The organism is Riemerella anatipestifer (assembly GCF_035666175.1).
GTDB lineage: Bacteria > Bacteroidota > Bacteroidia > Flavobacteriales > Weeksellaceae > Riemerella > Riemerella anatipestifer_D.
In genome coordinates this window covers 417114-437490 of record NZ_CP142016.1, presented here as the reverse complement: position 1 = coordinate 437490, position 20377 = coordinate 417114, and the positions used below count along the sequence as shown (strand labels likewise).

At 32.5% G+C, this 20377-nt stretch carries 19 protein-coding genes and 5 pseudogenes; 10 read left to right on the top strand and 14 right to left on the bottom strand.

The genetic code is table 11. From position 1 onward, the window contains the following. Positions 1-166 precede the first annotated feature (166 nt). Genes VIX88_RS02120 through VIX88_RS02100 form a run of 5 tightly spaced genes read right to left on the bottom strand, consistent with a single transcriptional unit; the run spans position 167 to position 3987 of the window. Positions 167-1495, bottom strand: a complete 1329-nt coding sequence (locus VIX88_RS02120; RefSeq protein WP_214193984.1) for a DNA modification methylase — start codon at positions 1493-1495, stop codon at positions 167-169. After that, on the bottom strand, positions 1488-2189 hold the full coding sequence (locus VIX88_RS02115) for a hypothetical protein (protein ID WP_214193983.1): 702 nt from the start codon (positions 2187-2189) through the stop codon (positions 1488-1490). The genes VIX88_RS02120 and VIX88_RS02115 overlap by 8 nt, the downstream gene beginning before the upstream one ends. Before the next feature lie 60 nt (positions 2190-2249). Beyond that, on the bottom strand, positions 2250-2537 hold the full coding sequence (locus tag VIX88_RS02110) for a hypothetical protein (RefSeq protein WP_079207811.1): 288 nt from the start codon (positions 2535-2537) through the stop codon (positions 2250-2252). Further along, complete coding sequence (locus tag VIX88_RS02105) at positions 2537-3088, bottom strand: hypothetical protein (RefSeq protein WP_237190383.1); 552 nt, start codon at positions 3086-3088, stop codon at positions 2537-2539. Before VIX88_RS02105 ends, VIX88_RS02110 begins: the two co-directional genes overlap by 1 nt. Positions 3089-3108: 20 nt before the next feature. Continuing rightward, positions 3109-3987, bottom strand: coding sequence for an IS982-like element ISRa1 family transposase (locus VIX88_RS02100; protein ID WP_127919813.1), 879 nt, complete (start codon positions 3985-3987; stop codon positions 3109-3111). A gap of 110 nt (positions 3988-4097) precedes the next feature. On the opposite strand from VIX88_RS02100, the gene VIX88_RS02095 reads away from it, so the two are divergent. After that, the gene (locus tag VIX88_RS02095) at positions 4098-5417 is read left to right on the top strand and encodes a hypothetical protein (protein WP_004919290.1); all 1320 of its coding nucleotides are present in this window, start codon (positions 4098-4100) and stop codon (positions 5415-5417) included. A 64-nt stretch (positions 5418-5481) separates the two neighbouring features. Continuing rightward, entirely contained in the window at positions 5482-5739 is a 258-nt protein-coding gene (locus VIX88_RS02090) for a hypothetical protein (protein ID WP_004919288.1), read from the top strand. A 6-nt stretch (positions 5740-5745) separates the two neighbouring features. Here the strand turns inward: VIX88_RS02090 and VIX88_RS02085 are convergent. Then, a pseudogene (locus tag VIX88_RS02085) lies at positions 5746-6217 on the bottom strand (recombinase); the annotation flags it as partial. Between the two features lie 88 nt (positions 6218-6305). Between VIX88_RS02085 and VIX88_RS02080 the strand changes: the two are divergent. The 4 genes and pseudogenes from VIX88_RS02080 to VIX88_RS02065 all read left to right on the top strand — a co-directional run bounded on the left by VIX88_RS02080 (position 6306) and on the right by VIX88_RS02065 (position 9506). Beyond that, a complete protein-coding gene (locus VIX88_RS02080; protein ID WP_014938919.1) occupies positions 6306-6458 on the top strand; it encodes a hypothetical protein in 153 nt (50 codons plus the stop codon). Between the two features lie 128 nt (positions 6459-6586). Continuing rightward, positions 6587-6913 (top strand): annotated as a pseudogene (locus VIX88_RS02075) (IS1595 family transposase); the annotation flags it as partial. A gap of 293 nt (positions 6914-7206) precedes the next feature. Beyond that, the gene (locus tag VIX88_RS02070) at positions 7207-8415 is read left to right on the top strand and encodes a hypothetical protein (protein WP_014938916.1); all 1209 of its coding nucleotides are present in this window, start codon (positions 7207-7209) and stop codon (positions 8413-8415) included. A gap of 92 nt (positions 8416-8507) precedes the next feature. Continuing rightward, positions 8508-9506, top strand: coding sequence for a YncE family protein (locus VIX88_RS02065; protein ID WP_127919967.1), 999 nt, complete (start codon positions 8508-8510; stop codon positions 9504-9506). A gap of 74 nt (positions 9507-9580) precedes the next feature. Here VIX88_RS02065 and VIX88_RS02060 read toward each other — a convergent pair. Further along, a pseudogene (locus VIX88_RS02060) lies at positions 9581-10029 on the bottom strand (hypothetical protein). Between the two features lie 120 nt (positions 10030-10149). On the opposite strand from VIX88_RS02060, the gene VIX88_RS02055 reads away from it, so the two are divergent. Beyond that, positions 10150-10806 carry a bestrophin family protein gene (locus VIX88_RS02055; RefSeq protein ID WP_237190381.1) on the top strand — a complete coding sequence of 219 codons (657 nt, stop codon included), beginning with the start codon at positions 10150-10152 and terminating at the stop codon, positions 10804-10806. A 261-nt stretch (positions 10807-11067) separates the two neighbouring features. Next, the gene (locus tag VIX88_RS02050; protein ID WP_064970175.1) at positions 11068-11364 is read left to right on the top strand and encodes a hypothetical protein; all 297 of its coding nucleotides are present in this window, start codon (positions 11068-11070) and stop codon (positions 11362-11364) included. On the opposite strand, the gene VIX88_RS02045 is transcribed toward VIX88_RS02050, so the two are convergent. From VIX88_RS02045 to VIX88_RS02020, 6 genes and pseudogenes are all read right to left on the bottom strand, one after another. Continuing rightward, complete coding sequence (locus VIX88_RS02045; RefSeq protein WP_064970174.1) at positions 11361-13391, bottom strand: recombinase; 2031 nt, start codon at positions 13389-13391, stop codon at positions 11361-11363. The genes VIX88_RS02050 and VIX88_RS02045 overlap by 4 nt on opposite strands. Positions 13392-13396: 5 nt before the next feature. Next, entirely contained in the window at positions 13397-14041 is a 645-nt protein-coding gene (gene mtgA / locus VIX88_RS02040; RefSeq protein ID WP_079208336.1) for a monofunctional biosynthetic peptidoglycan transglycosylase, read from the bottom strand. A gap of 69 nt (positions 14042-14110) precedes the next feature. Further along, positions 14111-15316: pseudogene (locus VIX88_RS02035) on the bottom strand (metallophosphoesterase). An 81-nt stretch (positions 15317-15397) separates the two neighbouring features. Beyond that, on the bottom strand, positions 15398-16162 hold the full coding sequence (locus VIX88_RS02030) for a porin family protein (protein WP_004919251.1): 765 nt from the start codon (positions 16160-16162) through the stop codon (positions 15398-15400). A 44-nt stretch (positions 16163-16206) separates the two neighbouring features. After that, on the bottom strand, positions 16207-16929 hold the full coding sequence (gene ubiE / locus VIX88_RS02025; protein WP_064970172.1) for a bifunctional demethylmenaquinone methyltransferase/2-methoxy-6-polyprenyl-1,4-benzoquinol methylase UbiE: 723 nt from the start codon (positions 16927-16929) through the stop codon (positions 16207-16209). Positions 16930-16941: 12 nt separating this feature from the next. Beyond that, positions 16942-17511, bottom strand: a complete 570-nt coding sequence (locus tag VIX88_RS02020) for a hypothetical protein (RefSeq protein WP_004919246.1) — start codon at positions 17509-17511, stop codon at positions 16942-16944. Positions 17512-17655: 144 nt separating this feature from the next. On the opposite strand from VIX88_RS02020, the gene VIX88_RS02015 reads away from it, so the two are divergent. Together VIX88_RS02015 and VIX88_RS02010 are read left to right on the top strand one after the other, a co-directional pair. Continuing rightward, positions 17656-18723 (top strand): 3-oxoacyl-ACP synthase III family protein, encoded by a 1068-nt coding sequence (locus VIX88_RS02015; protein ID WP_004919245.1) that lies wholly within the window; start codon positions 17656-17658, stop codon positions 18721-18723. Between the two features lie 12 nt (positions 18724-18735). Next, positions 18736-19081 (top strand): annotated as a pseudogene (locus tag VIX88_RS02010) (phage holin family protein). Between the two features lie 7 nt (positions 19082-19088). On the opposite strand, the gene VIX88_RS02005 reads toward VIX88_RS02010, so the two are convergent. Next, positions 19089-20375 (bottom strand): M64 family metallopeptidase, encoded by a 1287-nt coding sequence (locus VIX88_RS02005; RefSeq protein ID WP_038693246.1) that lies wholly within the window; start codon positions 20373-20375, stop codon positions 19089-19091. Between the last annotated feature and the right edge of the window lie 2 nt (positions 20376-20377).

The window sequence follows — 20377 nt, the reverse complement described above, 5'->3', positions numbered from 1 at the left end:
CCAGGTAGGAGGCTTTTATTCTAAGAAAAGAGCTATTTTTTTTTAACTTCACCAATTCCATACGGCAAATTTGCGGTATGAATTAGAGTAGTCAAAGGACAAAAAAAAGCCATCTATAAAAGATGGCTTTCTCCAGTAAATTATTTCCTTTATAAGTCTAAAATATTTATTTTTTGTTCCACCTTTCTAAGTCATTCTCGGTTAATAGATTTCCATTCAAATACACTTCAAATGCCAAATTATTCTCACGCATATAAGCTACCCAACGCCTTACGATGACATCAGAAAATCTTGGATCTAACTCAAAACCACGACAACTTCTCCAGTTTTGTTCTGCAGCGATTAAAGTAGAACCAGAACCAAGGAATCCATCTGCAACAATGTCTTTTTGTTTGCTTGAATTCTTAATAAGGTAACCAATTAAGTCCAAAGGCTTCATGGTTGGGTGGTCCGCATTTCGTAAAGGTTTATCAAACCTTAGAACAGAACTTTGTTTCCTATCGGAATACCATGGATGAGCAGCTTCGGCATTCCAACCATATACCAGAGAGCGGTGGGTTTCTATTTCTTCAGATTGGGTTTCTTCACAAAAAATAATAGGCTCGTGCTGCATATGATAATCCAAACGCCCCAAAACAAAGGAATTTTTAACCCAAACTAAAGTAGAGGATATTTTATATCCTGCATCTAACATTGATTTTCTGAAATTGATAGCTTCTGAATCTGAATAAAATACATAAGCTGGAGCTCCAGGATCTGAAAACACATAAGTGTTCACAAAGAAGTCGTATAAAAAACGGTAAAAATTATCGTTAGACATTTTATCATTTTTAATTTTCAACTTATCCTTTGTACCACCTTGGTAATCTACATTATAAGGTGGATCTGTAACGAGAAGATTTATTTTTTCATCACCCAATATTTTTGCCCAATTTTCGGATTCGGTAGAAGAACCACACATGAAACGGTGTTTAATTCCTTTATCTACAGATACCAACTCAAAAATATCACCTTCGCAACTTTCGTAGTTCTCGTGAATGGTAGCATCAAAATTTCCTTCAGCTTCAGGAGGAAGATAGGCGTTTTGCTTTAAAAATTCATCATAACTGCCCATATCCATACCTATGCCCTCTAAGTCAATTTCTTGGAAAAAATCTTCTATTTTGTTCCAATCAAACTTTCCGTTATGGATATTGGAACGGAGCATATATTCTTTGAATTCCTCTTCTGTCAGCTTTCGGTTTGGAATCCTAACATCAATAAGCTCTTCACCACGCCCAAGTATAAAAAGGGCTGCTATACGCTGGTGCCCTGCTAAAAGTACATTATCATAATCAATAGCAGGTATCTCTACTAGGTTAAACCTATTTATACTTTCTTGGAGCTTGAGCATTTCTTCATCAGTAATGCTTCTAGGATTGAAATCACAAGGAATAAGATCACTGACTTTTCTTTTTACAGTGTACCACTCAAGTGGTGCTAAAATTTCACTCATTTTTTAATATTTTTTCACATTCTAAAAGTTCATTTATTTTCTCTTGGAGTTGTTCTTTTTTTCGGTTTAGGCTGTGCAGTCTAATTGCATAGTTGTTATTCTCTTTGTTTGGTAAATTCTTTTCAAGAGATTCAATTGTTTGCCTTCTTCGTGTAATAGAGGCACGGAGTTTATTTTGGTATTTAAAAATCTCCAGCTCGGACATTTTTGAGAAATCAACCGATACTTCAGTAGGCATTATTCTTTTGTGTTCTTGGTAATGCTTCAGTATCTTTTGGCACTCGTCAAATATTTTAAAACACTTGTAGATTTTCAGTTGAATATCAAAAGCCGTTTCAGCATCTTGGTCTGGCACTTCGTTAAGTTGCATTTTCCATGAACAGGCTTCCATCCATACCTGCCAGCGTTTCCTAAAGGTAGCGTGTAGCTGTACAGGATAATCTGCAATTAAATCATGAAACACTCTAGGATTTTTACCAGGAGTATACTTTTTAGCAGGTTCTTTAGCCTCTACTTGGTCTGTATCTTGAGTTTTAGCTTTATCATTGGTACTTTTTGGGGATAGTTTGCCATACTCATACTTCAGCTTGGCGTAATTCTGCAAAGAGAATTTCTCTAAACTTTTTACCAATTTTTGAGAGCCTCCTTTGGACGAAAATTCCTTTAAAAGTTCTTGATGTTGTTGTGCATTCATGTTGAATATAAAAAAGCAGCAAGGCAAGGCTTACTGCTTTTTTTAGATATGGATTAAAACTTACGACTTGCTGCTTTTCTTCTCACTAGCTTTTAGCTGTATGGCTTGATTGATAATCTCTGCATCATCAATCAGCTGACTTTCTCTTAGTTTTTTAAGATTATCAAGCCTCTCGTTGGAGAGTTTACTCAGAGGTTCTACAGCTTCTGAAGTAAACTCTAGCCATAGACACCCTTTTTCTATAAGCTCTAAAGCATTAGATGGTATACCTTCAATAGTATAGTCACCTAGCGAAGAAATGATTAAAGTGCCTATAGGCTTGGTTAGTTTAAAACACTTCTTGTTCATTACGCAGCAGCTTCTAAACTAATTTCACCTTCGTAATAGTAGAGCTTCGAGTTAGCCACAACTTTGGCTGTCACGCCACTATTATCATCTATCTTCTTACCAGAAGTAGCATCAGCACTTTCAATGTAAGCTCCTAAATCTTTAGAGCCGACAACAAACAATTTACCTTCTGCATCTTTAATGGCGAAGATGCACGGTGTGTTTTTATAGGTGTCTATGAATCCCAAAGTTTTCGTTTTGAATCCAGGAATTAAGAAATCTATTTCCGTTTTGGTTTTTTTGTTACCAACATTCCCTGTAAGATTCATTTTCAGTTCGTTTTCATCGATTTGAATATCGATGAACTTCCATGCTTTACCAGTATTAAGCACTATGCCTCCTGTGCCAATTTTGATACGGCTGGCATAGTCAGCACCAGGAACAGGCTTTGCAAATGATTTCACAAAAGCGGTTGGTACATAATATAACCTAGTAGTAAGACCTGCGAATATATCTTCGTTTGGGCAATTTTCGATATTCTCGTGAGGTGTGTCATTAAAACAATTTGACATAGCTATACTCGTTGTGCATTTTAAATAATACTGATTTTTAGATGATTTAATTTTCTTTGGAAGATAAATTTATTGATATATTGAATAACCGTTGCGGCGGTTATTTTACTGATTATCCTTGTTTTAAAGCCTTCAAAAGTTTTAGCATAGTTTCTTTTAATCATAAATTGGTCGCAAAGTTGAGAGAAAAATGTCTCAATTCGTTTTCGCTTTTTCTTGTACAATGAAAATTGAGGAATATAATCTTTCTGATTACTTCTCATTGGTGTATCTAATTTAATATTAGCATAGTTAAATAAATCTATTTGAACTTTTGCTGATAAATAGCCTCTATCTCCAATTAAAGTACAGTTTCGCATTTGCTCACCACTATCTTTTAAATAGTGGATGTCGTGAACGGATGCAGGGCTTATATCAAAATTCTTAATCACACCATTTAAAGAACATACTGCGTGTAGTTTATAGCCATAGAAATATAATTTCTGTGAAGCACAATAACCATATGTTGGTGAAGAATAGGATTGCTCTTTACAAATTTTTGAACGAGTAGAACGAGCGTTTTCACAAACTTTCATTGGCATGCTATCAACGATAAAAATATCTTCAAACTCATTGAACTCCATCGAAATACGCTGTCTAATTTGCTCTGTTTGTAGGGATAGTCTTCGTTTTCGCTTATTGTAAACACTTCTTTCAATTTTGTTTATCAGAGAGTTTGGCAATTTTCTAAATAACTGTAATTCGCTATCAATACTCAAGTATTCAGCAGTAATATTAAGACTTATGACTTCTAAATCGCTCATTTTAGGTGTTCTTCTCTGATAACTAATCAGTTGATTTTCTGAAAAAAGTCCTAAAACTTCCAAAATTCTTTCATATATTTGCTCTAAGTTGTTCATTTATATCGTTTTATAGCAAAAACAATATACTGATTTTCAGTCTAATAAACAACTCTTGTTTTTTTCATTTCATAATGCACAACGGGTTAATAAAAACAATAAAGATAGTGATGCAATTAAGATTGATATTTTTAGTAATGCTATTATTAGTAGTAAATTTATATGCACAAGAAAAAGACTCTATTGTACAAAAAACAGATACTTTGAGAGCCATTGAAAAATTAAAGTATCAACAACAGCCTGGGTTAGCTCTTGCAGCATCTAAGATTTTTTTTTCGGATAAAAGGTACTCTATTAGTGGGTTTGGAGAGTTTAATTATGTGCCTATTCAAGATAATGTAAATACCAATGTTGGAGATTTAGAGTTATATTATTCAGGACTTTATAGATTTGCAACTTTTTTTGGTTATCGTATTACTGATAAACTTATTTGGAATTCAGAGTTTCAGATTGAGTTTTTACATCATAAAGCAGAAGAAACTCATCACGAAATTGTAATAGAAGCCTTTTTAGATTATCTTTTTAAAGATTATTTAAAAGCTCGTATGGGTTTTTATCCTTTAACTATAGGCTATGTTAATAATAATGATGAGCCTATTATGTTTTATTCTGTAAACCGTTCTGAGGTAGAAAGGCTGATTACACCATCTACTTGGATAGAATTTGGAGCTATGTTTTACGGTAATATTTCAAAAGATTGGAGCTATGCACTTGGTTTTTCTCAGGGGTTAAATAATAAAAACTATTTAAGTGGTTCATGGATAAGACAAGGAAGAGAAATAAGGTTTGATATGCCTAAATCTATTTCTACAAATCTTCAAATAAACTACACTGGTATTAAGAATTTAACATTATCAGCTTCTGGGTACTATGGCAATTCTGGTCAAGGGGAGATGGTGGAAATCAACAGCAAACAGGTTAAAGTAAATAGTAAAATTAATCTAACAACGGCTTATGCAAAGTATGATTGGAAAAACTTTAGATTTATAACACTTGGAACTTATGGACAACTTGGAGATACTGAAAAAATATTTGAACTTACTAAAAATGAGAGTGGTCAAAATGGACAAGTTTTAGGGAAGGAAGTTTATGGATACCTATTTGAGTTAGGTTGTGATGTTTTACCTTATCTAAGAGGAGGTAAGAGTAATAAACCTGCTAAAGAAACATTTTTGTATGATACTCATAAAATGAAGTTAAGTTTTTTTACTCGATATGAGAGACTAAATACTCATCAAAGTATTCATAAATTTCTTAATGCTTTGCCTAGGGTGGAAAATAATATGAATATTTGGACATTTGGTGTCAATTTTAATACTAAAGAAAATATAGTGTTTAAAACCAATTATCAGTATAGATTAAACAAATTTGCAAATGATCCTAATCCTGTGAAAAATATATTTGAAATGGGTATTGGTTTTATTTTTTAATTAAAGGAATCCTATTCTAGAATATAAAAAAACAAAAAAAGATGTGGCTTACTAATCTTCGGATTTGGTTAAGATTTTTGAGAAGAAGTTTAGGTTTGAAGAGAAGCTATTAGCTTTCCAAATCAAAGATTTTTTAGAAGATTATTTGGACGATGAACTTTTTAAAAAAATAGGAGATGTTAATCTTTTGGACAAAACTTTAACTATAAAAGTAAAATCTCCATTGCTAAAAAATGACTTTAGATTGAGGAAACCTTTTTTTATTCAAAAATTTAAAGAAGTAGCAGGTGAAAATATGGTGGAGGAAGTCTATTTTGTTTAGTGTTTTCTTTCTTTCTTTTTCTAGTTCTATTACCATTTTTTCGGCATTGGTATTAATTTTTGACTTTATAGGTATAAAGAATTTTGCAGGATTTTTAACAAATGTGTTAAAAATTTCTCTATAGATTAACTCTACTTCTCCAAATTTAACTTTTCTAGAACGAAACGCTAACGGCATCGATAATCCAAAACTTACAATAAAGTTAAAAAATCTGATTAGGAATACCGTGATGAAACTAATCCAAAAAGTTCCCATATCAATATCGAACCCTTTTCCGTATATGGTTAAAGCTAAGTTACCAGCGGCAAAGGTTAATGTGTCTAATGTCTAAATCCAATCCTAAAAAGTTACCAATAGGAGCTGAGGCACCTAAGAATACTCTGAACCAAAAGTTAGAAATAACGTTCGCCCAGTTTTTAGAATAAAATACAGATATGCTTTGTGCTGCCTTTGTATTGTTAAGATAAGCATTTAAAATGGTGCTCCAGTTCCAGAGACAATAACTTCGGTTAATTGGGTTACACTGCAAGATCCAACATTAATCTTTGGAATTCCTGCGGTAGGCTATGAAAAAGAAGTTTGAATTTCAGCCAGATGTAAAGGTTTATTTGGATCAGGAAAAAGCTAATCAAGGCAAAGATAATCAGCTTAAACGAGCAGTAGAAGAACTACGGAAAGATTTAAATAAGGCTTCTAGACTAGCAAACATAAAATTTTAATACTTTTTTAGAGTTATTATTTATTGTTGTAGAAATAAAGAAATAGGGATAACTTTTAGACGAAGGCGTTAAAAAAGTTATCCCTATTTTTTTACTGGCTTAAAACTATGAAACAATGATTAACTTTGTTGATAAGTCTTATAAATAGGAGTAAAATTAGCGATCATAAAATAAAAAAATAATCAAGTGTTTTTGTAGCGATATTGCTGCGACCTAAAACCGCAGAAATTTTAGAGTTCAACAGAAACACCGCTAACTGATATTCTAGGATTTTTAGGGAAATAATTTTTGAAAAACAACAAGCAAATTTAAGTTTATTTTTTTGGAGCAGTTGAATTAAATGAGGCTTATTTTGGAGCAAAGCTATTATGAGGAATTAATATGCCACAAAAGCGAGGAATAGGAACCTGAAACCACCTGTTTTTGGAGTTTTTGAAAGAGAAGGTAGAGGTTACCGAACTAACTCTAATTACATTTTCGTTCATAACTTTCTCTGTTCGAGGTTTATAATTGTAATATTAAGCACATGTCAAATATTCTTTGAACAATATTAAATATGATTATTAAGCATTACGATTTTTAACACTTGTAAGATAATAAAAAAAATGTAACTTTGCGGCGGTAAAAATAGAGATTTTTTTATTAGTTAATGGGATTATGTATGAGATAGTGGGTAATAGCTTTATTTATAAAGATTACATTCTTTCATGCGTTATGGTTTAATTTTTATACTAAAATAATATTTGTTATGTTTTTAAGAAAAAAAATAAGTTTATTGGTAGTACTTTCTTTACTCTTTTTGGGGTGTAGCAGGAGTATTGACAAAGATGTATTTCATACAAATTCGGTAGAGTATAATCCAGAGTTATCTGTGAATCACATACATTTTTCTAAGGAGTCCTCTGAAAGAAAGAAAGAAATGTTAAGGCTTTCTGGTCAAGGAGAATCTTTTGATACGATTACGAACTCAAATCTTAGAAGTTTTAGAACTTCTGAATTTTTAAAAGTGGAATTGTTAGATGAGAAGAATATCCGTGTAACTAGTTGGTTGGCAAAAGCGGTTAAGAATGTTAAAATATATGCCAAGGTTAAAGCTGTAAATTCTTCTCCATTTTTAGTAGCTACTTTGGATTCTATTCCCGGATTTACTCAGTTATATATCACCCCTAATTTTGTAAATAAGGAGTCTATCTATAAATTAGAAAATGGAGATTGGTTATCTTTTCACATTCCAAAAATGCGCTCATCATCTATAGAATTTAGCGTAGATTCTAATGATCCCTTCTACAGAAAAGTTAAGGATGAAATAAAGGTTGATTGGTATTGTTTTTTCGGTAAATATAACCAGGCTAATTGGGGAAGGATTAATGCTCTTTATGCTAGAGAATGGGTGGTGATGATAACCAATTGGGCCTATATGGTTTCTTCTCCAGAAATGAAGCACTTAATGTATAATTACCAAAAAGTTATGGATGGGCATATAACTAATAATGAAGGTAGAAAATTAACAGAAGAAGAACATAGATCATTATATGATAATAATATTTTAAGATCTAGGAATCTTCGGCTTGGTATTACCATGATTGGAGGTGGTTTAGGTGGGGGAGATGTTTACGGAGTGGATACTTGGATGTTCTACAGCCATTACTATTCACTTCCTGGAGCACCTTGGGAAATCTTGAGTCATGAGTTTGGACATGTACTAGGATATAATCATTCTTCTAATATGACCTATGGAGGGCATGATGGTTGGGCGTCTAGAGCTATGCCATGGTTACATCATTATCTAAGAAAGGCTCAGCGTCTACCTTATTTAGATCCTAAAACAGTAGATTTTGCTAACCAAAAATATAAAGATTTTTTATATAATACGGTAAATGAAAATCTTAGAGTATACAGAGGAGATGAGACTAGATTAGATAAATATTTTAAAGAAAACCTTAACTGGAACAACTAACTTTTATAGCTATGAAAAGGATGCTTTTTTTGTATATTCAATTTCTTTTGTTTATTTGTTGTAATTTTGCATTAATCTCTTGTAAGAGAGATGTGAATATAATAGATAAATATATAGATGAATTAGAGAAAGTTACAAAAACCGAAATAAAGGAATTCTTTGTGGAGGCAGAAGAAAGTGATGTTATTAGTAATGAAAATTTTAGTGAATTAGGTTCTAATTTTCAACCTTTGGGAATGCAGGTTTTTGGAGATACTTTATATGTTAGTGATAGAAGTTCGCATAATACTTATCTGTTTAATGCTAAATCATATAAATACCTAACCACCATAAAAGGGAGTAATGGAGAACCTGCTTGGAATTCAAGGGATGTATATGTATCGGACTCTCTATTGTTTATACCTGCAGCGGATAATACTAGCCAAATTTCTGTTTTTAATAGGAAAACGCTTAAACCTTTAATTAAGTTAGGTAATGGGAATTGGTGGCAAGATATTACCCATCCTAATGCTATCGCTGCTGATGAGAATTATGTTTATGTTAGGCATATGCAGTCTAACATACGGGTTTTTTCTCGTCAGAGTATAGAAGAGGGAATAGCTAAGGGAATTCCACATGTAAGACCTAGTTTTAATATTCCTTTTTCCCCAGAGGCTTTTCGAAATACAGATCAGGATATGTGCATACTGGAAGACAAATTATATTTTATGAATAATAGTAAGGAAAGTCCTGGAATTAATGTTTTTATTAGAAATAATAATTCTAATAGCTATGAAAATAAATATATTACCTTTGAAGGTAAAAAAGTTATTCCTCATGCAATTACCTATTCGGATAAATACGTTGTAATCTCTGTAAGTGGAGATTTTAATGGAATCATAGGTTATGATAAATCCTCGTTTTCTGCTTCTCTAAATTTAAATACTCCTTTATTTGAGATTCAATTCCCAGATTTTGTTGGAAAAAATTTAAAGGCAGAACCAAACATAAAATTTTTAGCCATGCACGGTGAGACATTGTTTATACAACAAAACCAAAGAATTATCCCTCTTAAATTAAGAGGAAGATTATATAATGTTATTAGTAAGTAGTTTTTTGTTAAGGCTCTAGACTAAATTTTATATTTATTTTAGTTGTTGTAGAAATAAAGAAATATGGGTAACTTTTAGACGAAGGCGTTAAAAAAGTTATCCCTATTTTTTATCAATTTCCGTAACTTTTTTTCCATTTCTTTTACCTCTTTTCTCCATCGCCACTCGCATTCCTTTAAGTGTAATATAAAGGTAGATTTACTCTATTAAACTTAGCTAATCTTTGCATGGTGAAACGCCAAAAACAGGTGGTTTCTGAGTTCTTTTCCATATTATTCCCTCATAATCTTCTTGCTCCAAAATAAGCCTCATTTAATTCAACTGCTCCAAAAAAATAAACTTAAATTTGCTTGTTGTTTTTCAAAAATTATTTCCCTAAAAATCCTAGAATATCAGTTAGCGGTGTTTCTGTTGAACTCTAAAATTTCCTCTGTTTTCATTGCATCAATATCGCTACAAAAACACTTGATTATTTTTTTATTTTATGATCGCTAATTTTACTCCTATTTATAAGACTTATCAACAAAGTTAATCATTGTTTCATAGTTTTAAGCCTAAATAAAAACTAAAATCCCTGTTATAATTCTATAACGGAGATTTTTTATATAAAAAACGCTATTTTTGGATATTCTTTTGATATAATATGATTAAAACAGAAAAACAAGGATTATTACAACTATTTAAAATAGCATCACCATATCTTATTTACACAACGCTGTACGCCATATTTGTGCTAGGTTTAGAAGAGCTTTTTGGGGACCATATTTATAAAATATCGGGGCAAATAGGCTCTGTATTTGGTCTTGCAATTGCATTTTTCTTGGGATTTAGAATGAATTCTGCATACGACCGCTGGTGGGAAGCGAGAAAGATATTTGGCGAACTTACCAATAATTCTAGGAGCTTTGTAGCTAAAATCTATGCTTATTACAGTAATGATGAAAATATCAACTTAGGCGCTCTAGAAAAAAATGCTAAAATCTATGATCTTATTCAATTGACTATCGCTTATATACGACAGTTTAAAAATGAAATTCATAATAATCCTAAACCTATCTTTGACGAAAAATCAAAGGTGTTACTAGAGAAGTATAACATTAACGAGGAACATAAAATTTCTAATGAATTGTTGGTGAGTATTTCTAAAGAGATAGAAGAAGACTTTAAGAATACAGCAAACATTGAAAAAAGCGATTTGATGCAGCATATCAATCGTTTTTATGATATACAAGGTAAGGCAGAAAGGATAAAAAATACACCTTTTTTAATGATTAATAGTCTCTCACTAAGATTAGTATGAGTTTTTGTGTGATTTTAATCCCTTTTTTATAAGGGATATAGATTTGGGTGGAGAGAAAAGCGGTCTCGAATTTTTGATTATTCTTATTATGGTAATTATTAGTACTTCTTTTTTAACTGTAAATAAGCTAGCCAACCTTAATCGGAGAACCTTTTTCTAAAAATAAAATATTTGTAACGGTAACCGAAATTTGTAACACTGTTAAGAGTAATTATAAAAAGTTCAATCTAAATTATTAGTCAAAAATTAGCACGTTATTTAATGAAGAATAAGAAAAAAAGGGCTTATCAGTCTTCGGATTTGGTTAAGATTTTTGAGAAGAAGTTTAGGTTTGAAGAGAAGCTATTAGCTTTCCAAATCAAAGATTTTTTAGAAGATTATTTGGATGATGAACTTTTTAAAGAAATAGGAGATGTTAATCTTTTGGACAAAACATTAACCATAAAAGTAAAATCCCCATTGCTAAAAAATGATTTTAGAATGAGGAAAACTTTTTTTATTCAAAAATTTAAAGAAGTAGCAGGTGAAAATGTAGTAGAGGAGGTTTACTTTGTTTAGTTTTTCCCCTCTTTTTCTAGTTCTACTACCATTTTTTCAGCATTGGTATTTACACCAGAAGGTAATGGAATGAAAAATTTAGCTGGATTTTTGACAAAGGTGTTAAAAATTTCTCTATAGATTAGCCTTACTTCTCCAAATTTAACTTTCCTAGAACGGAACGCTAACGACATTGACAACCCAAAGCTTACAATGAAGTTAAAAAATCCGATTAGGAATACCGTGATGAAACTAATCCAAAAAGTTCCCATATCAATATCGAACCCTTTTCCGTATATGGCTAAAGCTAAGTTACCAGCGGCAAAGGTAATGTGTCTAATATCCAAATCTAACCCTAAAAAGTTACCAATAGGAGCTGTAGCACCTAAGAATACTCCAAACCAAAAGTTAGAAACAACACCAGCCCAATTTTTAGAGTAAAATGCAGAAATGCTTCTTGCTGCCTTAGCTCCAAAGGCTTTGTTAAGGTATGGATTTTTAATAATTCGTTGAGGAATTTGGTAAAACCTAGAGTTATTGCTGATATTTCCAGATATAATCCCTGAAATAAATAGAAATACACCAGCTATACTAGCGTGTAGAATAGCCTTGGACTCTACTGGATTCAAGTCTCTTAAAAGTTTATTAGCTTTATCTGTGGCAAGGTTTTGTTGGAAGGTAATATCCAATCCATAGATAATGAGTAGAGCCACAGGGAATGCAAGTAATACATTACCCACAAATGCAATAAATTGCGTTCTAAATAATTTTGATACTAAATCTGCAAAATCAGTATAGTTTTTAAAAGTATTTTTATCTTCGGATAATACTTTCGCCATAGTAGCTGCTGTCATAGCAGGTTGTTTAGTCGCCAAAGTGTAGTGCAAGAGATAGATGAGTACAAAGCCCATAGCATAGTTGAACGAGTACAAAAATGCGTGGGTAAATTCACTACCATTACTATAGCTGTAAAGCATTTTGAGAACACATAAAAACCCTACGATGATACCACCTCCAGCAGCTTTTTTAAACATATCCATGTACTGCTTATAATTGAACGCAATATAATGAGTTCCTGCCTGTGCGGTATGAGTAGTAATAAGGTGAGAAAGCTGTAAGGTACTATCCGCAAATAGTTCACTGAAATTGTTTCTGTGAGATTTATACCTTAGAATGTTTTCTACTAAGGTTCTAGATTGCTCAAGATGAGTGGTTTTTTCCTCTGTAACTAATAGCGGTAATATTTCAGAAATTCTTACTAACTGTTGTCTAATTTTCATTAAAGACTGGTTGGTCTTACTAGACAACCCATATTTAGAGGTGTTTTTAAATGCTATTTTAATAAATTCTAAACATTGGCTGAGATAAACTTTAGCTTGTTTATAATGTTCGTTTTTAGCGGAAATTTGGACTTTTGGGTCTTCTTGGAATAGCTCTAAAAGACAATCAATTTCATTTTGTAGGGCAATAAAAGGATTGTCGAAATTTTTATATTCAGGAGCCATTTTAACCACTTCTACATCTAGAGCATTTCCTATGGCTCTCCAAGCTAAAATATTGACGGATAAAAATAAATCTTCTTGAACGACCTTTTGTGCAAAAAGACTCTCAAATCCCATAATTTGTAGAAAAGTATTCTTTTCTTCTTCTGAGAGGTTAAGTAGAAAATCAAAATTCTGTTTAGAACTAAGTAATATTTTTTCTATAACGAAAGAGACCGTGTCTTCATCTTCTACTGCTGGGAGTACTTTAGCAATTACTCTCTTTTTAAATTCTGCAAAGAAAGAGTTTTCGGATAAAATATTAGCTTCCGTAAGAGCAAGAACCATTCGTCTTCCTCGGAAAATATTTTTTAGATAATGAGCGAAATTATTTTTTAAATCTTCATTTTCGGTGAGTATATTTAATAAATGGCTAAAGCCTTCCTTTTTAGTAGCTTCGAATATTTCAGACAAAGGTTCTAGTGCAGAGGTCTCGTTCTGAAATTTAAAATACTTTGTAATGAGAGATTCTAATGATTCTATAGGACGATTACTAAATATATTCATAAAAATTATTTTAAAGAGATAAAGTTCATTTGCCTCATAATCCACTTATGCTTTCTATTGAGGTAAGGTGTTGGGTTTTTAGGGTCGTATTTCTTTGGGTTAGGCAATACGGCAGCTATCCAAGCGGCTTCGCTTTTGGTAAGGTCTTTAGATGATTTATTAAAATAGTACTGCGATGCCGCTTCTACCCCAAAAACGCCTTGTCCCATTTCTATGGAATTGAGGTATCTTTCTAGAATGATATCTTTAGACCAAATCTTCTCAATAATAAAGGTATATACGGCTTCTAACCCTTTTCTAACCCAACTTCTGCCATTCCATAAGAAGATGTTTTTGGCGGTTTGTTGAGAAATGGTGCTACCGCCTTGTATACTTTTACCTTTTTCGTTGTGTTTCATTGCTCTTTCAATGGCTTTAAAATCGAAACCATTATGAGTGTAAAAATTTTGATCTTCGGAGGCTATAACGGCTTTTTTTACATTGTTTCCCATTTCAGAGAACGGTATATAATCTCTATCCAGCTTGTGAAATTTTACTAAGCCTTCTATCTGAGTGATAGTAATAATAGGGTTGAAAAACCTACCTCCAATTAGTGTTAGTATGTTTATAAGAATGATTAAAAATAGTATTCTTTTAATTAATTTAAACATAATAAAATTTCTAAAATTTCCCCACAAAAATAAGGTATAATTTTTAAATGGTTTCTAGCGACCTATTTTCTACTCCAAAGTAAATACAGTAATTTCTGGATTGATGCCCACTCTTCCAGAAAATCCTAATACCCCGAAACCACGGTTTACATAAAGATATTTCCCATTGCTTTCGTAGAGGTCTGCCCATTTAGGATAACGGTATTTTACGGGAGACCACTTAATGTTTTTTAAGTCAATACCGAACTGCATTCCGTGGGTATGTCCAGAAAGTGTGAGCTGTATATCTTTCGGGTGATGTTTTACAATGTGGTCAAAGTGGGTAGGGTCGTGGCTCATGAGTATTTTAGTGGCTTCTTCGGGAATACCTTTAGTCGCTAAGTCTAAATCTCCGAGTTGAGGAAAAGGCAATTCTCCCCAATTTTCTACACCGATAAGATACAGAGAAGCTCCGTTTTTATTGATGATACGGTGTTCATTTCTTAACATTTTAAAACCAGCTTTGTTTTGTAGTTCTATGAGTTTTGGGATATTTTGGGCTTTTTCTTCTTTGGAGTTCCATTATCCATAATCTCCGTAGTCGTGGTTTCCGAGTACAGAGTATTTACCGTCTTTGGCTTTAATTTGAGAAAATAAATCAACAAAAGGTAAAAATTCTTCTGCATAATTATTCACCATATCTCCTGTGAATAGCACCAAGTCAGGGGTTTGTGAATTGATGAGTTCAATGGCTTTTCGTAATTTTTCAGGCTGACTAAAACTACCGCTATGGACATCAGAAATTTGAATGATTTTGTAACCTTTAAATTCTTTTGGTAGATTTTTTAGTTTTAGTCTTACTTGTCTTAAAGTATGGCGGTATTTTCCGAAAATAATTCCGTCAATCACAGAGGCTGAAAACAAGGCTGCTGCACCCAAGCCAATTAAGGTAATGAAGTTTCTTCTTTCTGGATAAAATGCAGATTTAGATAAAATGCGTTTAGTCCCAAATTGTAGAACTCTTATAATATCATCAAATAAAATAAACGCCAGTAAGAGCAACTTTGGAAGCATAAAAACCATGAAAATACTAGAGATAATAAACATTTTTTTATTATTTCTAGCAGAAGCATCAAAGGTTAGTATCTCAAAAAGTAGCCAACCATATAATGAAATAGTGATAAGCCAGTAGGTGATTTTAAACCAAGGGCTAGAGTAAAGTGTTCTAACTGCGTTATAAATATAAAATTCTAGTAAGAAAAAAATAACAATAAAAGGAATTATGTTTTTTAGCATATATTGAGTCTTAATTAAAAAATAAAAAAGCACCCTTGAAATATTGAGTGCTTTCATTTACTTTGTTATGAGTTATTATTATTATTCAAATTTTAGCACAAACATAAAACTTCTTCCTTGGGTAGAGGTGAGTGCAGACGTCCAGTAAGGTGGAGTGTTGGCATTATCTCTCACGAGTTCATTACCCATAGTAAAAGTTCCTCTAAAAGCTGGTGTAAGTTTAAATTTACTGAAATAAAACTGAATACCTATCTCTGCTGAATAACCAAAGTTATGAGTGGTGCTACGGAAAGTACCGTGGGCGTTATCATCTTCACTGCCAGAGTTAGATTGTAAATTAACTAGCCAGTTGATACCAGCCGCTGCGTAAGGTCTAGAGTTAAACCATCTATCAGCGTGTATTTCTAATAAAAGTGGAATATCTATTGTAGTTGCCTTAATCTTTCTCACTTTATCTTCTTCGGTAAGTGTTTTTGGAGTGAATGGAGCCTTGGCATCAGTAGCGTAGATGCTATTAACTTGGGTGTCAAAATACAGGTCTCTTTCTATAAATTGCATACCTGGCTCTAGTCTTAAATCTAGGTTTTTGTTGAGTCTCATTCTTCCTATCAATCCTGCCCCAAAGCTATAAGTAGGTTTGGAAGAAACTAAGTTCTTATTTCCTCTAGTACCATATTTAGGGTCTAGCACCATTTTATAATCGTTTTGGCTACCATTAAGGAAAAAACCGTAGCTGAGCTTTTTATCATCAATGCCTTCCATTCTGTCCATTCTATCTTTTATTCTGAACTGTGCAGAAGCCATGGCAGAAATACTAATGAGAGTTAAAAAAAATATCTTTTTCATGGATTATATTCTTATTTCTAGTATATAACAAAGAATATTGTTTTTTATTTTGTTGCTTTGTAAATAGTGGCTATACCTAAACTTTGTTTTTTGTATTCTACCTTTTTAAAACCTACATTTAATAGGATTTTTTTCATTTTTTCACCATAAGGGAAGGCATTTACAGAATCTGGTAAATAGGTGTATGCACGGCTGTCTTTGGAGATAAGTTTGCCTATTCTAGGGAGAATGTTTTTAAAATAAAACATATAAAAAGGAGCCAAGAAGCCTTCTACCTTAGAAAACTCAAGAATGTAGATGCTAGAACCTTCTTTTACCACTCTTCGGAATTCAGATAAGCCTTTTTCTAAGTTTTCAAAGTTTCTAACTCCAAATGCAGAAGTTACAGAATCAAATTTATTATCCTCGAAAGGTAGATTTTCGGCATCGCCTTTCATCATTTTTATTTTGTCAGAAAGATTTAGCTTTTTAACCTTCTCTATTCCAATATTTAACATTTGTTGCGACAAATCTAGACCTACAATTTCGGCTTTAGTACCTTTTTCCATAGCGATGGCGAGGTCTCCTGTGCCTGTGGCAATGTCTAATATTAGTTTTGGTTGGTCTTTTTTAAGCCAATTAACTAGATTTTTTCTCCAAATTAAATCCACTTTTAGAGAGAGAGCTCTATTTAGAAAATCATACTGTGGAGCTATATTATCAAACATAGCTTCTACTTCTTTTTTCTTTCCTGCTTCGGTGCTATATGGAGTAACTTGTGTTTTCAATTTTAATGTTTTTTAAAATTTATAATATTCGTTATAATAATTTAGAAAATCTTGTTTTCTGAATAGCTTGGTTCTCGACTCTACTTTCTGTATGTTTTTTACCACAGCATCGTAATCTTCGTCTACATTATAATAGAAATCTTCTATGTATAGTTTGTTGTAATGGGTTACATCACCTAGATAATCTTTATCATCTATTACGGTTTTTCCGTGAGATAATAAAAGTGAATCCTTGTTAGGAATATAGCCATAAAACTGTCTATTAACATAATAATCTTGATGAGCGATATTAAGTAAACCTCTTAATTTATTTACTTGAAAAGCAGAGTCGTAAATGATTTTTTTGTTATTATCAAAAACCTGAATGCTGTTTTTACCTTTAGATAAATCTACTTGTACAGATTGCCCTGCACTTATAATCTGTTCAGAACCATTATTTATTTTAAAATAATAAGTGTTAGGCGTTGGGTTATCTACCAAATAGTAATTTTTCTTAGCCAAGAAAAAAAAGTAAATAGCAAAGGCTAAAATAACCGCAAGAAAGGAAAAAATAAACCCTTTTACAGGAGCAGATAAATTCATAATCTTAAAAATTTACAGCCACAAAGGTAACATAAAACCACGATTTGAGCAATTTTACTCTTAAAACATAAAACTCTTTCTCCAATGTTAAAGTGTTTATCATTATAATTATTAAATTTGCAGTCTAATTTATCCAAAATACTTATGCCAAATACAGTCATTATAGGTTCAGGAAGTTGTGTACCAAGCAATATAATTAAAGGGTCAGATTTTTTAGATTCTATTTTTTTTGATGATAATAAAGAGCTGATTGATAAACCTGTACAGGAAGTTATAGACAAATTTGTAGAAATTACAGAAATAGAAGAACGGCGTTATAGTAATCTAGAAGAGTATAACTCTGACTTAGGACTAAAGGCTTCTCTAGAGGCTTTGGAGGACGCTGGTATAGATAAAGAAGAACTAGATTATATTATTTACGCAAGTAATTTTGGTGAGGTAAGTAATAGTGGTGTTTCTGATTTTATGCCTAGTATGTCTGCAAGACTAAAGAATAAATTAGGGATTAAAAATCTTAGTTGTATCAATTATGATATGATATTTGGTTGCCCAGGCTGGGTAGAAGCTATGATTTTGGCGGATAGCCTTATTAAGGCAGGGAGAGCTAAATATATTTTGGTTGTAGGCGGGGATACTCTAAGTAAAGTAACCGACCCTTACGATAGAAATAAAATGATTTTTGCTGATGGTGCTGGTGCTGTAGTGGTAAAGGCTGACGAAAGTAAAGATAAAGGCATTATTGCGGATAGTACTTTGTGTTTTAATGGGGAGGAACTAAGTTATTTAGAAAACTCGTCTTCGTTGAATCCAAATGTACCACAAGACAAAAATTATATCAGAATGCGTGGGAGAAAAATTTATGAATTTGCTCTCAAATATGTCCCAGATGCCATAAAATCTACAATAGATAAAGCAGGATTAAGCATTCAGGACATTGATAAAATTTTAATTCATCAAGCTAATGCTAAGATGGATCATGCTATTATTTCTCGTTTGCATCGCCTTTACGGAATGAAAACCTATGATGAGGCAATAGCACCAATGACGATTCAGAAATTTGGTAATTCTTCCGTGGCTACTGTACCTACAATGTATAATCTTATCAAGAAAGGGAAGCTAGGTAATCATCAATTTAAACAAGGAGGATACATTGTGTTCGCTTCTGTAGGAGCAGGAATGAATATCAATGCAATTCTTTATAAAATGGACTAAACTTCTGTTATTATGAAACTGATTATCAAACTTCTTATTGTAGCGGTAAGTGCCTTTGTACTTCAGTATGTACTATCTGGAGGTGCATATTGCTTCATTTGGCACTGCGGTGATATTTGCAATTATTTTAGGTCTATTAGACATCACAGTAAAACCTATCTTGAAAATTTTAGGTTTTCCATTAACTATTATTACTTTGGGTTTATTTTCGTTAGTCATTAACGCCTGTATTATGCTTTTAGCAGAATATCTAGTCAATGGGGTTGTTATTGATAGTTTTTGGTGGGCATTAGGTTTTAGTATTGCTTTGTCTGTCGTTACTTCTGTGCTTAATGGCTTGTTTTTGAGTAAGAAATAATATTTTTTTACTTCGTATAGAATAATATAGTTTCCAGCAAAGCATCTGTACATACAGGGCAGAAATTTTCTGGAGTGTTAGACTTCATTCTGCAATCTTGTACAGGGCTATATATACCTTTTGGAGTGTAGCCACCGCCTTCAAATACTCCAATACTATTCTTATATAACTCCGTTCTAGGCGTTGGTATAGGTGTATTTTTATTAACCTTATGCTTCCATTTTTTGCCAAAATCTACTAGAGTGGTGAGGTTAGGTTCCCAAGGTTCTATTTTTAAATTATATAAATCGGTAGTTCCACCAGAGTTGTTGTAATATTCATCTCCGAGACCAGCAAAGCCGTGTCCAAATTCGTGCACAAATACTTTTTCAGATAAGTAGTTATCCGCTGATACCAAGTTAATCACATTATAAAAACCACCGCCACCATATCTTGGTGTATTTACGATAACAAAAATTTGGTCATAAGGTACATTGGCAGCTATATCTGAAATTTTAAAAGAGGATAAAGTAGTAAGATAGCGAGGCTCTCCGAAGGTATAAAAATGAGAGTTTAAAATGGTGTTTTTATAAATATTTTCTCCAGAAATATCCGTTCCAGACTCTTGGGAGGGCGACTCTATGGTATATACATTAAAATGATTTCTATTTGATTTAAAAGGCTCTACGCTCATCATATAATCAATAAAGCGTTGGGCATCTTTTTTAAATTTAGGCATTTCTTCGGTGGTGTAGCCTTCTGCTAGAATGGCGATATCTACTGCATTTTGTGGAGGTTTATGACCGTAAATTTTAGTTGAAGGATAGAAAGAAGGCGTTTCTTTAACAATATCAAATTGATTAGGATTGATGGCTTCTGTAAGAAGATTAGAAAACGAACCATCTCTTTCTCTAGACTGTACTTCAATAATAATGTTTTGTTTAGGGAAAGGTATGGTGAAAGTGTTTTCAAAAGACTTGTATTTGTTTTTAGCTTCTTCGGTGGCTTGCCATTCGCTGAATATGGGGCTGAAGCCTTTAGAAAAAATCATTTTTTTGGAAAGCTCATCTTTTATCACAATTCTATAGTTCCCCAAATCTGGAAAAATAAGCTGTGCCGAAGTCCCACCACCGTAGTGAGGTTCTTTTTTTAGTTGATGTATTGTAGCTGTTTTGTAGGTATGGTTACCTGCGAGTAACAAATCTATGCGGAGACTTCCACTAGTGAAATAATCATCAAAATTAAGAGCTTGTGCCATACTCATCTGTGATAAGATAAGCATTGTTATAATGAGTAGATGGTATTTTATTTTCATAA